Raw genomic sequence first — 13,066 nt, forward strand, 5'->3', positions numbered from 1 at the left:
AAGCGTACTGTTAGAGTTGGACTGCGGCCGACACAGCCCGTCGGCTGCGCGAACTAGCCGGGAGTTGATGTGAGCAAAGATAATACGGAAAATTCTTCCCTCAATTCATTTGACGCCCGCGGCACCCTGAAAGTCGGCGACAAGAGTTACGAGATCTATCGCCTCGACGCCGTGCCGGGCACCGACAAGCTGCCGTACAGCCTCAAGGTCCTCGCCGAGAACCTCCTGCGCACCGAGGACGGCGCGAACATCACCAAGGACCACATCGAAGCCATCGCCAACTGGGATCCGGACGCCGAGCCGAGCGTCGAGATCCAGTTCACCCCCGCCCGCGTGATCATGCAGGACTTCACGGGTGTCCCCTGCATCGTCGATTTGGCCACCATGCGTGAGGCCATCGCCGACCTCGGTGGCGACCCCGACAAGGTCAATCCGCTGGCCCCCGCCGATCTGGTCATCGACCACTCCGTGATCGCCGACCTGTTCGGCCGCGAGGACGCGTTCGAGCGCAACGTCGAGATCGAGTACGAGCGCAACGGCGAGCGCTACCAGTTCCTGCGTTGGGGCCAGGGCGCCTTCAACGACTTCAAGGTGGTGCCGCCGGGCACCGGGATCGTGCACCAGGTCAACATCGAGTACCTGGCCCGCGTGGTGTGGGAACGTGACGGCGTCGCTTACCCCGACACCGCCGTCGGCACGGACAGCCACACCACCATGCAGAACGGACTCGGCGTGCTCGGCTGGGGCGTGGGCGGTATCGAGGCCGAGGCCGCGATGTTGGGCCAGCCGGTGTCGATGCTGATTCCGCGCGTCGTCGGGTTCAAGCTGACCGGCGAGCGCCAGCCGGGTGTGACCGCCACCGACGTGGTGCTCACCGTCACCGAGATGCTGCGCAAGCACGGGGTGGTCGGCAAGTTCGTCGAGTTCTACGGCGAGGGTGTGGCCGAGGTGCCGCTGGCCAACCGCGCGACGCTGGGCAACATGAGCCCGGAATTCGGTTCCACCGCCGCGATTTTCCCGATCGACGACGTGACGATCGACTACATGCGGATGACCGGGCGCAGCAACGAGCAGCTCGCTCTCGTCGAGGCCTACGCCAAGGAACAGGGCATGTGGCACGACCCGAAGCGCGAGCCCAAGTACTCCGAGTACATCGAGCTCAATCTCTCCGATGTGGTGCCCTCGATCGCCGGGCCGAAGCGGCCGCAGGACCGGATCGCGCTCAACGAGGCCAAGGAAGCGTTCCGCAAGGACATCCACAACTATGTCGAGGAGCAGCAGCCCACGCAGTACACGAAGCTCGACGACGGAATCGACGACACGTTCCCGGCCAGTGACCCGGTGCGGAACAACGAGTTCATGACCAATGGCAACACGCACGACCACGAGCCCTCGACGTCGGCCGCGGTGGGCGCCAAGGGCCGCCCGAGTAAGCCGGTCACGATCAAGTCCGACGAACTGGGCGAGTTCGAACTCGACCACGGGGCCGTCGTCATCGCGGCGATCACGTCCTGCACCAACACCTCCAACCCGGAGGTGATGTTGGGTGCGGCGCTGCTGGCCAAGAACGCCGTCGAGAAGGGCCTGGCGAGCAAGCCGTGGGTGAAGACGACCATGGCGCCGGGGTCGCAGGTCGTCACCGACTACTACGACAAGGCCGGACTGTGGCCGTACCTGGAGAAGCTCGGCTTCTATCTGGTGGGTTACGGATGCACCACGTGCATCGGCAACTCCGGCCCGCTGCCCGAGGAGATCTCCAAGGCCGTCAACGACGCCGACCTGTCGGTCACCGCGGTCCTCTCGGGCAACCGGAACTTCGAGGGCCGCATCAACCCCGATGTGAAGATGAACTACCTCGCGTCCCCGCCGTTGGTGATCGCCTACGCGCTGGCCGGCACGATGGACTTCGACTTCGAGAAGGACTGCCTCGGCAAGGACAAGGACGGCAACGAGGTCTACCTGAAGGACATCTGGCCGTCGCAGAAGGACATCGACGCCACGATCGCCGAGGCGATCAACACCGAGATGTTCACCAAGAACTACGCCGACGTCTTCAAGGGCGACGAGCGCTGGCGCAACCTGCCGACGCCGAGCGGCAACACCTTCGAGTGGGCCGACGACTCGACCTATGTGCGCAAGCCGCCGTACTTCGACGGCATGCCCGCCGACCCGGAGCCGGTGACCGACATCAAGGGCGCCAAAGTGCTGGCGCTGCTGGGTGATTCGGTGACCACCGACCACATCTCCCCCGCGGGCAGCATCAAGCCGGGCACCCCGGCGGCGCAATACCTCGATTCGAACGGCGTGGATAAGAAGGACTACAACTCCTACGGCTCGCGCCGCGGCAACCACGAGGTGATGATCCGCGGTACCTTCGCCAACATCCGGCTGCGCAACCAGCTGCTCGATGACGTCTCGGGTGGATACACCCGCGACTTCACCAACGGCGGCGAGCAGGCGTTCATCTACGATGCTGCGCAAAACTATGCGGCGCAGGACATTCCGCTGGTCGTGCTCGGCGGTAAGGAGTACGGTTCGGGTTCGTCGCGCGACTGGGCGGCCAAGGGCACGCGGCTGCTGGGCGTGCGCGCGGTGATCACCGAGTCGTTCGAGCGCATCCACCGGTCGAACCTGATCGGCATGGGCGTGATCCCGCTGCAGTTCCCCGAGGGTGAGACGGCGGAGTCGCTGGGCCTCGACGGCACGGAGACGTTCGACATCACCGGCATCGAGGAGCTCAACGAGGGCAAGACGCCGAAGACGGTGCACGTCACCGCTACGAAGAATGATGGAGCGGACGGCTCTGGAGAAACCATCGAGTTCGACGCGGTCGTGCGCATCGACACGCCGGGCGAGGCGGACTACTACCGCAACGGCGGCATCCTGCAGTACGTGCTGCGCAACATGCTCAAAACGCAGTAGCCGGAAGGGACAACCGCGTTGCCCCGGGTCACCGACGACCACCTGGCGGCGCGTCGTCGGCAGATCCTCGACGGCGCCCGCCGGTGTTTCGCGGAATACGGCTACGACAAGGCGACCGTGCGGCGGCTCGAGCAGACGATCGGGCTGTCGCGCGGCGCCATCTTCCATCACTTCCGCGATAAGGACACGCTGTTCTTCGAACTGGCCCGTGAGGACGCCGAGCGCATGGCCGACGTCGCCGCGCGCGAGGGACTGGTTCAGGTCATGCGTGACATGCTTGCCGCGCCAGAGCAGTTCGACTGGCTGGCCACGAGGTTGGAGATCGCGCGAAAGCTCCGCAACGACCCCGATTTTCACCGGGGTTGGGCGGAGCGGTCCGCCGAGTTGTCCGCAGCCACCACACAGCGACTACGGATGCAGAAGCAGGCTGGCCGGCTGCGCGACGACGTCCCCAGCGCCGTCCTGCAGACCTATCTCGACCTCGTCCTCGATGGTCTCGTAGCGCGGTTGGCGTCGGGTGATGACCCCGAAAAGCTCAGTGCCGTACTGGACCTGGTCGAGGCGTCGCTGCGGCAGGGGCGCGATTGGGAGGCCGCGCCGCAGCCGGACTAGCGGCGCCGGCTGCGGTGGTTCGGCCCGCCGCGGCTGCGCATCGTCGTACCCGACTCACGCAGCATGCTGTGAATCGAGCCGTACGAGCGGCCCGTGGACGCGACCAACGTGCGAATGCTTGCGCCACCCTCGTAAGCACTCCGCAACTCGTTGATCAACTGGTCTCTCGACTTGTCCAGCTTTTTCATCAGCACCTCCCCGCTTGGATGACCGGACGGATACCCAGCGTAGGAAGCGGTTACACACGACGCTTGAAATTGGTGAAACGGTTCGCGATCTGGATCGGGCTGGATCAGGCCAACTCGATGAGGTCGCGGTAGTCCTCGGACCAGAAGTCTTCGGTGCCGTCGGGAAGCAGGACGACGCGTTGCGGTTCGAGCGCCTCGGCCGCACCGGGATCGTGGGTCACCAGCACGACCGCACCGACGTAACTGCGCAGCGCGTCGAGCACCTGTTCACGCGAGGCGGGGTCGAGGTTGTTCGTCGGTTCGTCGAGCAGCAACACATTGGCAGTGGAGGCGACCAGACCCGCCAGCGCCAGTCGGGTCTTCTCGCCACCCGACAGCGTGCCGGCGGGTTGATCCAACTGGGGACCGCTGAACATAAAGGCACCCAACAGCCCGCGGAGTTCCTGTTCGCCGGTGTCGGGGGCGGCGTGCCGGATGTTCTCCCACACCGTCGCGTTGTTATCGAGCGTGTCATGTTCCTGCGCGAAATACCCGAGCTTGAGGCCGTGACCAGGCTCGAGTTGTCCGGCATCCGGCGTCTCGACGCCAGCCAGCAGGCGCAACAGCGTGGTCTTACCGGCGCCGTTGAGTCCGAGCACGACGACGCGCGATCCCCGGTCGATGGCCAGATCGACGCCGGTGAACACCTCCAGGGACCCGTAGTTCTTGGTCAGCCCCTTGGCGACCAGCGGGGTGCGCCCGCACGGTGCGGGTGTCGGGAACTTGATGCGGGCCACCTTGTCGGCGACGCGTTCCTCGTCGAGCGCGGCCATCATGCGGTCGGCTCGCCGCAGCATGTTCTGTGCGGCAACGGCTTTCGTGGCCTTGGCGCCCATCTTGGCGGCCTGGGCGCGCAGGGCGGACGCCTTGCGCTCGGCGTTGGCGCGTTCGCGGCGGCGACGGGCTTCGTCGGTGGCGCGGGCGTCGAGGTACTTCTGCCAGCCCATGTTGTAGACGTCGACCTCGCTGCGCACCGCGTCGAGGAACCACACCCGGTTCACCACGTCGGCGAGAAGGTCGACGTTGTGGCTGATGACCACCAGGCCGCCGGCGTGGTTCTGCAGGAAGTCCCGCAACCAGCCGATCGAGTCGGCGTCGAGGTGGTTGGTCGGTTCGTCGAGCAGCAGCGTCGTCGAGGAGCCTGCCCCGCTGTCGGAGGCCGCGAACAGGATGCGAGCCAGCTCCACGCGTCGGCGTTGACCACCGGAGAGCGTGCGCAGCGACTGGGTCAGCACCCGCTCGGGCAGGCCGAGGCTCGCGCAGATGCGGCCCGCCTCGCTCTCGGCGGCGTAACCGCCCAGCGCGGCGAAGCGCTCCTCGAGCTGGCCGTACTTGCGGACGGCCTTGTCGCGGGCGGTGTCGTCGGCGACCTCGGCCATCAGCAGCTGCTGCTTCTCGAGATCGGCCAGCAGGGTGTCCAGGCCGCGGGCCGAGAGGACCCGGTCCCGCGCGAGCACATCCAGGTCACCTTCCCTGGGATCCTGTGGCAAATAACCGATTTCGCCGTTGCGGACGATATTGCCCGCATACGGCTCGCCCTCGCCGGCGAGGATGCGCATCGTGGTGGTCTTGCCTGCGCCGTTGCGGCCGACCAGGCCGATCCGGTCGCCGGGTTGGACCCGAAGCGCGGTTCCGTCGGTGGACAGCAACGTGCGCGCGCCGGCGCGGACCTCGAGGTCCGTTGCGGTGATCACGCGTGGCCGTCCTTACTTGTCGTCGGTGAAGGCCGGGGGCCGCTTCTCGGCGCGCGCTGCCACCGCTTCTTCGAAGTTGGCGGTGAGCAAACGGACGAACAGTTGTCCGAGGCCCTCGGCTTGCATGTGTCCTTCCAGGCTACCGGCGTCCAGTCCACTCCAAAGTGTGCGCTTGGTCAACTCGATTCCCGGCCGGGAGAACCCCGCGATCCGCTCGCCCATCTCATAGCAAACGTCGAGCAGGGCGTCGCCGGGCACCGCACGCGAGACCAGGCCAATGCGTTCGGCCTCGGCGGCGTCGACGTCGCGGCCGGTCAGCATCAGTTCGAAGGCCCGCGACGTGCCGATGGCGCGTGGCAGCAGATAGGACAGTCCCAGCTCGCTGGCGGTCAGGCCGTTGTTGATGCCGGCCGCGCGGAAGTAGGCCTCCTCGGACGCGACGCGGATGTCGCAGGCCAGCGCCAGGCACAGGCCTCCGCCAATCGCCGCGCCGTTGACCGCGGCGATCACCGGCTGGTGCATCTTGCGCAGGGCGAGGATGACGTCGTCGAGGACCTCCATGGACCGCAGCGCGAAGGTGGGTCTGGTCAACCCGTCGATGTGCGGCACGGAGCCCGCCGACTTGTGGTCGGCGCCCGAGGAGAATCCGCGGCCGGCGCCGGTGAGCACCACCGCGCGCACCGAGTTGTCGTAGGTCAGCTCGTCGAGCGCCTTCTTGAGCGGGACCATGACGTCGAACGCCATCGAGTTCATCCGCTCGGGCCGGTTGAGCGTCACCACGGCAATGCCGGGGCGCGGCCGGTCGACCAGGACGAAGTCGCTGTGCGCGGGGTCGGGCTGGCTTTCTGCGTGCTCACTCACGCATGCACGCTATCGCGTGCGGGGCTTACTCCGGCTGGCCGTTGTTCTGGGCGGCGATCGCGGCGTCGATGTCGAACTCCTTGACGCGCTGCACCAGCTCTTCGAGGGCCGCGGGCGGCAACGCGCCGGCCTGGTTGAACACCAGCTTGCCCTTCTTGAAGGCCATCAACGTCGGGATGGACCGGATGTCGGCGGCCGCGGCGAGCGCCTGCTCGGCCTCGGTGTCGACCTTGGCGTACACGACGTCGGGATGCTGTTCGGACGATGCCGCGAACGTCGGTGCGAATGCCTTACAAGGGCCACACCACGACGCCCAGAAGTCCACCAGCACGATCTCGTTGTCGTTGATGGTGTCGTTGAATTGTTCGGCGGTGATGTCTTGGGTAGCCACGTAAGTTCCTAACGCTGACGGTCAGCTGTGTGTTCCCAGCCTACGGACGAATACCCAGTTCGGTGCGGCCACGCTCGAAGAAATCCGCGATCACAGCCGTGAGCGCGTCGATGTCGTGCCCGGCCTCGAGCGGATAGAGCGCCCCGAACGGAGCGTTCCAGAATTGTCCGGCGCGCTTCCGCCACGGCCCGACGTACGCGTAGGGGGTCGGGTGGGTCTCGTCGCCGGCCGATACGCCGTAGTTGACCTCGTCCTCGGTCACGGCGACGTCGAAGTGTTCCGGCCACAGTGTCGGATGCTGTTGGGGCAGAATATTTTTCAGAGCATAGCCGCCGGCGTAGTGGGCGCGTTGCAGCCAAGCCGCAGCGTTTGGATCGAGGTCGAGTTCGGCGTCGACCGGCAACGGGTCGACGATCCGGTACACACCGTCGGGAGGTCCGGGGGTGACGCCCGCCTCTTCGGCGATCGCCGCGACGGGCCCGGACAACGGAATGCTGCCGTTCGCAAACACCAGGTCGGTGCCCTGCACAGAGAGGGGTATGGCGGCCGCGGTGAACCCGTCTGGACGCACGGCGAGCCTGATGGTGCCCGCGGTGCGGAACTGCGGGCCGGCAATCAGGCTTTCGGCGACCCAGCGCAGTTGGCGGCGGGTGGCGACGTAGGGGTGCGTCATACCGCATCGAGGGTACGAGCGTGGGCCACGAGCCGGGACTGCCGCCTCGGCCACCAGAACATCTCCACCAGCAGCGCGACCAGGTAGATGACCGAGGCGACCGCGCTACCCCAGGAGCCGTAGACGGCGTCCCAGGCCGCCACGCACAGTGCGACGACCAGGACGACGACGAGCACCCACCGCAGCGGACGCGCCTCCTCCGCCGCGACGCACAAACCGCGGGCGTAGTCGATCCGGGGTTCCGCCAACCGTGACTCGTCGAGACTCGTACCGCCGCGGACCGAGCGAACCACGGCGACCCGTTCGTCGCCCGAGAGCGCTTTCGCTCCCGGCCAGTACCGGTCCATGCGGCGCGCCATCCAGATGCCGTAGAAAGTGCCGACGACGACCGTGACGATCACACCGCTGAGAAGGAAGCCGGAGTCCAGCCATGCCAGCGCACCGAGGCAGAGCCCGACACAGCCCCCGACCGTCAGCGCGCGACGGGCGAACCCGCCCCGCCAGACGACCGCAGGCACCGTGACCACGAAGTCATTCTGGCCCGCGTATCAGCGCTCGGAGCGCGCATTCAGATTTCCGTCAACGCCTTCGGCCGCAACAACAGCGTCGCCACCACGCTGATCAACGCGGTGGCCACGAGGTAGGTGCACGCCAGCCACGGCGACTGGTTCGTCGCCGCGATCAACGCGGTCAGGATGAGAGGGGTCAGCCCGGAGGAATACACCCCCGACAACTGGTACACCGTCGACAGCCCGGTGTAGCGGATCCGCGCCGGATACAACGACGCGTAGAGCGTTCCCTGGGCTCCGTAGAACCACGCGTGAATCACGCCGAACACCACCAGCATTCCGACTGCGTAGGCCGTCATGCTGCCGGTGTTGAACAACGTGAACACCGGGAACACCGCGACCGCGTAGGCCACGATTCCGCTCGCGTACACCGTTTTCGCGCCGAACCGGTCAGTCAGCAATCCGGAGACCGGAAGCAGTACTGCCATCAACAGTGCGGCGACGGTTACGGCGATCAGCACCGGTACCCGCTCGAGTTTGAGCGTGCCGGTCGCATACGAGATCGCGAACACGCCCCACGTGTTGAACGCCGCGCCCTCGCCCCACCGCGACAACAGACCCAGCACCGTGTTGCGCAGCGCGGGCCGACGGAAGACGTCGCGCAGCGGTACCGCCGAGCGGTCGTCCTCGTCGCGGACCTTCTCGAAGGCCGGGGTCTCGGTCGCCTTCCACCGCACGATGAAGCCGAACACCACCAGCACGATGCTGATCAGGAACGCGATCCGCCAGCCGTACGACTCGAAAGCGTCGTCGGGCAGGGCGATTTGAAGCAGCGCGAACACACCGGTGCCCAGCGCGAGGCCCAGCGCCAGGCCGACCTGAGGCACGCTGCCCGCGATCCCACGTCTGCGCGGAGGGCTGTGTTCGACGGCGAGCAGAATCGCACCCGCCCACTCGCCGCCGAGCGCAAAACCCTGGATGACGCGCAACAGCACCAACAAAATGGGCGCGAGCACGCCGATCTGCGCGGCGGTGGGCAACACCCCCATCAGGGCGGTCGCTCCGCCCATCAGGACCATGGTGAGCGCCAGTGTCTTCTTCCTGCCGATCCGGTCGCCGACGTGACCGAACACGAACCCGCCAATCGGCCGGACGACGAACCCGACCGCGAACGTCGCGAACGACAGCAGCGTCCCGACCAGAGAGCTCTGATCGGGAAAGAACGCCTGATTGAAGACCAGGCTGGCCGCGGTCGCGTAGAGGAAGAAGTCGTACCACTCGATCGTGGTCCCGACGAGGCTGGCGACGAGCGCGGTGCGGACCCTCGACGCGTCCGCCGTAGGATCGGTTACCGGGCTTGCCTGTTCGGTCGAGACATCGGTCGCTGAAGACACGAAGTTCGACAATTCCCGATCCGGTCACGGCGGCACAGGTTTGTGCACGCCGTGATTCAAAGGGCGATTCAGTTGTCAGACCCCTCTGCCAGAATCAACACAGGTTCGGATCGAAGGGAGGTCGGCGATGGCGATCGATCTCGACGAGGCCGCGGCCCGGGCCCAGCGCCTGGAGTCGGCCATCGCGGACATCGCCGAGCTGCCCTGGGACGAACTGCCCGTCCAGATGCTCGACTCGCTGCTGAGCATTCTCGAGTCCTGCCAACGGCAATTGCCAACGGTTGGTTTCGACATCATCAACCGGCTCAGGGCCGCCCGTGTCCCCGCCGGCGGCGATAGGTTACGAGATCACCTGGCCAACCAGCTGCACATCTCGGCGACGGATGCCGGTGCTCGAATCGCCATGGCCACTGCCCTTTCCGACCAGACGCCGACGCTGCCCGCGACGTCCCAGGCCGCGCGGCACGGGCTCATCGGGGCCGAACATCTGCGCATCATCCGCGACACCGTCGACAAGCTCCCCGACAGCGCCACTCGACAGGATCGCGAGCACTTCGACCTGGAGCTGGCCGCCATCGCGGTCGCCGAACGGCCAGAGGTGCTGCGCCGCGAGGCGGCGAACTTGTTGGTCGGCTTCGACATCGAACACTCCGACCCGGCGACGCGCGAACGCAGCCGAGCCGCCCGCCGCGGCTTCACGCTCGGCCCTCAAGACGCCGACGGTATGAGTCGCGGACGTTTCTGCGTCGATGCCGAGGCGCGCAGCTACCTCGAAATACTGCTCGCCGCGAAAGCCCGCCCGGGCATGTGCAATTCCGCCGATCCGCTACCTTCCGTCGACGGCGATCCGGATCCCGTCGCGGCGGCCACCGACACCCGGACCACCGCGCAACGCAATCACGACGCGGTGAAGGCCTCGTGGCGCGCGCTGTTGGCGTCGGGTGAGCTCGGCAAGCATCGGGGGTTGCCGGTGACGGCGATCGTCACCATGACGTTGCAACAGTTGGAGTCGGCGGCCGGTGTGGCGGTGACGGGCGGCGGTTCCACCGTGCCCGTGGAGGTTGCGCTGCGGATGGCCGCGCACGCGCACCACTATCTGTACATCTACGACGAAAAGTCTGGACGGCCCATTTTTCTCGGACGTTCACAACGGCTGGCGTCCGCGGACCAACGAATCGTATTGCACGCCGTCGACGGCGGATGCACGATGCCGGGTTGCGATCAACCCGGTTATCACTCGCAGGTGCACCACCTCATCGAGTGGGCGCCCGACGGCACGACGGATATCGACCGGTTGACGTTCCTGTGTGAACAGAGCCACGGCCTCGCTGGGCGAAGCGAACAGGAATGGCAGGGTCGCAGACGCTACGACGAAGAATCCCTAGGCCAAACGCTGTGGTACCCACCGAAATCGGTGGATCCGAGCCGACAACCGCGGGCCAACCGGCACCACCGGCGCCCCACTCCGCCACGGGCCGAACCCGATGCCGCGTGAGCGGCTGTGACTAGACGGTGAAACCGAGCGCGCGAAGCTGCTCGCGGCCATCCTCGGTGATCTTGTCCGGGCCCCACGGCGGGTTCCACACCCAGTTGATCTTCAACTCGTTGACCAAGCCCGCGCCGACCAGAGCGGTGCGCGACTGGTCCTCGATCACGTCGGTGAGCGGACAGGCGGCAGAGGTCAGCGTCATGTCGATCAACGCGACGTTGCCCTGCTCCCCCTGCTCGACGTTGATCCCGTACACCAGGCCAAGATCGACGACGTTGATACCGAGCTCGGGGTCGACGACGTCGCGCATCGCCTCCTCGAGATCGAACAACAGCTCCTCGTTGGGCACTGCGGTGTCACTCATCCTGCCTCCTGAAATCTCTCCGATGCCTGTGACAGCGCATCTTTGAAAGCCATCCATCCCAGCAGCGCGCACTTGACCCGCGCCGGGTACTTCGCAACGCCGGCGAACGCGATGCCGTCGCCGATCACGTCCTCATCTCCCTCGACGGTCCCGCGCGAGGAGATCATCTCGCTGAACGCGGCGACGGTCTTCAATGCGTCGCCGACGCTCTGCCCGATCACCTGGTCGGTGAGCACCGAAGTCGAGGCCTGGCTGATCGAACAGCCTTGGCCGTCATAGGAGATGTCGACCACCTGCTCACCGTCATCGGACAGCGCCACCCGCAGCGTCACCTCATCGCCACACGTCGGGTTGACGTGATGGACCTGCGCGCCGAACGGTTCACGCAACCCGCGGTTGTGCGGGTGCTTGTAGTGATCGAGGATCACTTCCTGGTAGATCTGCTCCAGCCGCACGTCAGTCCCTGCCGAAGAATTCGACGGCCCGGCGCACACCGGCCACCAGGCGATCGACCTCGTCGAGCGTGTTGTACACCGCGAACGACGCACGCGCAGTGGCGGCGATACCGAATCGACGGTGCAGCGGATACGCGCAGTGATGCCCGACGCGCACCGCCACGCCGTCGTCGTCGAGCACCTGCCCGACGTCGTGTGCGTGAACACCGTCGACGACGAAGCTGACCGGCGAGGCCCGGTTCTCCAGCGACGTCGGACCAATGACGCGCACACCGTCGATCGCGGTCAGCCCCTCGAGCGCCGCGGCCACCAACTCCGTCTCGTGCGCTTCGACGGCGTCCATGCCGATCTCACGCAAATAGCGTGCGGCCGCGGCCAATCCGACCACCTGCGACGTCATCGGAGTTCCCGCCTCGAAGCGTTGCGGCGCCGGCGCGTACGTCGTCTCCTCCATCGTGACGGTCTCGATCATCGACCCGCCGGTCAGGAAGGGCGGCATCGCGTTCAGCAGAGCGTCGCGGCCGTACAGCACGCCGATCCCGGTGGGTCCCAACATCTTGTGGCCGGAGAACGCCGCGTAGTCGACGTCGAGTGCATGCAGGTCGACGGGCTGATGCGGCACCGACTGGCACGCGTCGAGCACGGTCAGTGCGCCCACCGCTTTTGCGCGCGAGACCAGCTCGTCGACCGGCGCCAGCGCCCCGGTCACATTCGAATGATGGCTGAAAGCAACGAGTTTCACACGCTCGTCGAGCCGCAGCGAATCCAGGTCGATGCGACCGTCGTCGGTGACGCCGTACCACTTCAGCGTCGCACCGGTCCGGCGCGCCAGCTCCTGCCACGGAATCAGGTTCGCGTGGTGTTCGAGTTCCGTCGTGACGATGACATCGCCCGGCCCGACGGCCTGCCCGAACCGGGAATCGCCTACGACGAAGGACACGAGGTTGATCGCCTCGGTGGCGTTCTTGGTGAACACCAGCTCGTCGGGGTCGGCACCGACGAACGCCGCGATGTCGGCGCGGCCGTCCTCGTAGGCGTCGGTCGCTTCCTCCATCAACTGATGCGCGCCGCGGTGCACCGCGCCGTTGGAGGACACCAGGAACTCGCGCTCGGCGTCGAGCACCTGCACCGGCCGCTGCGAGGTCGCCCCGGAATCCAGATACGCCAACGTGTTTCCGCCGCGCATCTGCTTCTTGAGGATCGGGAAGTCCGCGCGGATGGCGGCCAGATCCAGTGGGCGAACGGAGGCGGTCATGGGTTACGCCTCCGCGGCCGCCGTCTGCGTGAACCGGACGTAGCCATTCTCCTCGAGCTCGTCGGCGAGCTCCGGGCCACCGGAGGTGACGATGCGGCCGTCGACGAACACGTGCACGAACTGCGGCTGGATGTAACGCAGGATGCGGGTGGTCAGCGAGGGTGTCAACCGGTACGCCGAGAGCGAGAACGGCGGCGTGCTGTTGATCACCCACTACACC

General features: G+C 66.5%; 13 protein-coding genes and 2 pseudogenes. 4 read left to right on the forward strand and 11 right to left on the reverse strand.

Translation table 11 applies throughout. From position 1 onward, the window contains the following. Positions 1–69 precede the first annotated feature (69 nt). Positions 70–2,922, forward strand: a complete 2,853-nt coding sequence (locus tag A5698_RS04330) for an aconitate hydratase (RefSeq protein ID WP_068293680.1) — start codon at positions 70–72, stop codon at positions 2,920–2,922. A gap of 18 nt (positions 2,923–2,940) precedes the next feature. Then, entirely contained in the window at positions 2,941–3,534 is a 594-nt protein-coding gene (locus A5698_RS04335) for a TetR/AcrR family transcriptional regulator (protein ID WP_067081432.1), read from the forward strand. Here the strand turns inward: A5698_RS04335 and A5698_RS04340 are convergent. The 7 genes from A5698_RS04340 to A5698_RS04370 all read right to left on the reverse strand — a co-directional run bounded on the left by A5698_RS04340 (position 3,531) and on the right by A5698_RS04370 (position 9,283). Further along, positions 3,531–3,722 (reverse strand): helix-turn-helix domain-containing protein, encoded by a 192-nt coding sequence (locus A5698_RS04340; protein ID WP_067081469.1) that lies wholly within the window; start codon positions 3,720–3,722, stop codon positions 3,531–3,533. The two genes, A5698_RS04335 and A5698_RS04340, sit on opposite strands and share 4 nt — an antisense overlap. 104 nt (positions 3,723–3,826) lie before the next feature. Beyond that, on the reverse strand, positions 3,827–5,455 hold the full coding sequence (locus A5698_RS04345; protein WP_068293683.1) for an ABC-F family ATP-binding cassette domain-containing protein: 1,629 nt from the start codon (positions 5,453–5,455) through the stop codon (positions 3,827–3,829). A 12-nt stretch (positions 5,456–5,467) separates the two neighbouring features. Further along, complete coding sequence (locus A5698_RS04350) at positions 5,468–6,316, reverse strand: enoyl-CoA hydratase (RefSeq protein WP_067081437.1); 849 nt, start codon at positions 6,314–6,316, stop codon at positions 5,468–5,470. Between the two features lie 25 nt (positions 6,317–6,341). Next, positions 6,342–6,707, reverse strand: coding sequence for a thioredoxin (gene trxA, locus A5698_RS04355; RefSeq protein WP_067081439.1), 366 nt, complete (start codon positions 6,705–6,707; stop codon positions 6,342–6,344). A 40-nt stretch (positions 6,708–6,747) separates the two neighbouring features. After that, on the reverse strand, positions 6,748–7,380 hold the full coding sequence (locus tag A5698_RS04360) for a hypothetical protein (RefSeq protein WP_068293686.1): 633 nt from the start codon (positions 7,378–7,380) through the stop codon (positions 6,748–6,750). Continuing rightward, the gene (locus A5698_RS04365; RefSeq protein WP_067081441.1) at positions 7,377–7,907 is read right to left on the reverse strand and encodes a hypothetical protein; all 531 of its coding nucleotides are present in this window, start codon (positions 7,905–7,907) and stop codon (positions 7,377–7,379) included. The genes A5698_RS04360 and A5698_RS04365 overlap by 4 nt, the downstream gene beginning before the upstream one ends. Before the next feature lie 41 nt (positions 7,908–7,948). Beyond that, complete coding sequence (locus A5698_RS04370) at positions 7,949–9,283, reverse strand: MFS transporter (RefSeq protein WP_068293689.1); 1,335 nt, start codon at positions 9,281–9,283, stop codon at positions 7,949–7,951. Positions 9,284–9,410: 127 nt separating this feature from the next. Here A5698_RS04370 and A5698_RS04375 point away from each other — a divergent pair, with 127 nt between their 5' ends. After that, positions 9,411–10,778: an HNH endonuclease signature motif containing protein gene (locus A5698_RS04375; protein WP_084792247.1), complete on the forward strand. Its 1,368-nt coding sequence runs from the start codon at positions 9,411–9,413 to the stop codon at positions 10,776–10,778. A gap of 10 nt (positions 10,779–10,788) precedes the next feature. Here the strand turns inward: A5698_RS04375 and A5698_RS04380 are convergent, their stop codons facing one another. The 4 genes and pseudogenes from A5698_RS04380 to sufC (A5698_RS04395) form a co-directional block, all read right to left on the reverse strand. After that, a complete protein-coding gene (locus A5698_RS04380; RefSeq protein WP_064406096.1) occupies positions 10,789–11,136 on the reverse strand; it encodes a metal-sulfur cluster assembly factor in 348 nt (115 codons plus the stop codon). Next, entirely contained in the window at positions 11,133–11,591 is a 459-nt protein-coding gene (gene sufU, locus A5698_RS04385) for a Fe-S cluster assembly sulfur transfer protein SufU (protein ID WP_067081450.1), read from the reverse strand. The genes A5698_RS04380 and sufU overlap by 4 nt, the downstream gene beginning before the upstream one ends. A 1-nt stretch (position 11,592) precedes the next feature. Beyond that, entirely contained in the window at positions 11,593–12,846 is a 1,254-nt protein-coding gene (locus tag A5698_RS04390) for a cysteine desulfurase (RefSeq protein WP_068293692.1), read from the reverse strand. Between the two features lie 3 nt (positions 12,847–12,849). Then, a pseudogene (gene sufC / locus A5698_RS04395) lies at positions 12,850–12,996 on the reverse strand (Fe-S cluster assembly ATPase SufC); the annotation flags it as partial. Here sufC (A5698_RS04395) and sufC (A5698_RS28430) point away from each other — a divergent pair. Beyond that, positions 12,989–13,066: pseudogene (gene sufC / locus A5698_RS28430) on the forward strand (Fe-S cluster assembly ATPase SufC); the annotation flags it as partial. The pseudogenes sufC (A5698_RS04395) and sufC (A5698_RS28430) sit on opposite strands and share 8 nt — an antisense overlap.

Source organism: Mycobacterium sp. E136 (genome assembly GCF_001666865.1).
In the GTDB taxonomy this organism is placed as follows: Bacteria; Actinomycetota; Actinomycetes; order Mycobacteriales; family Mycobacteriaceae; genus Mycobacterium.

Excerpts from the sequence above, each read along its gene's own strand:
- A5698_RS04340 (WP_067081469.1), bottom strand. The coding sequence starts at position 3,722 with ATGAAAAAGCTGGACAAGTCGAGAGACCAGTTGATCAACGAGTTGCGG.
- A5698_RS04360 (WP_068293686.1), bottom strand. The coding sequence starts at position 7,380 with ATGACGCACCCCTACGTCGCCACCCGCCGCCAACTGCGCTGGGTCGCC.
- A5698_RS04375 (WP_084792247.1), top strand. The coding sequence starts at position 9,411 with ATGGCGATCGATCTCGACGAGGCCGCGGCCCGGGCCCAGCGCCTGGAG.
- A5698_RS04380 (WP_064406096.1), bottom strand. The coding sequence starts at position 11,136 with ATGAGTGACACCGCAGTGCCCAACGAGGAGCTGTTGTTCGATCTCGAG.
- A5698_RS04390 (WP_068293692.1), bottom strand. The coding sequence starts at position 12,846 with ATGACCGCCTCCGTTCGCCCACTGGATCTGGCCGCCATCCGCGCGGAC.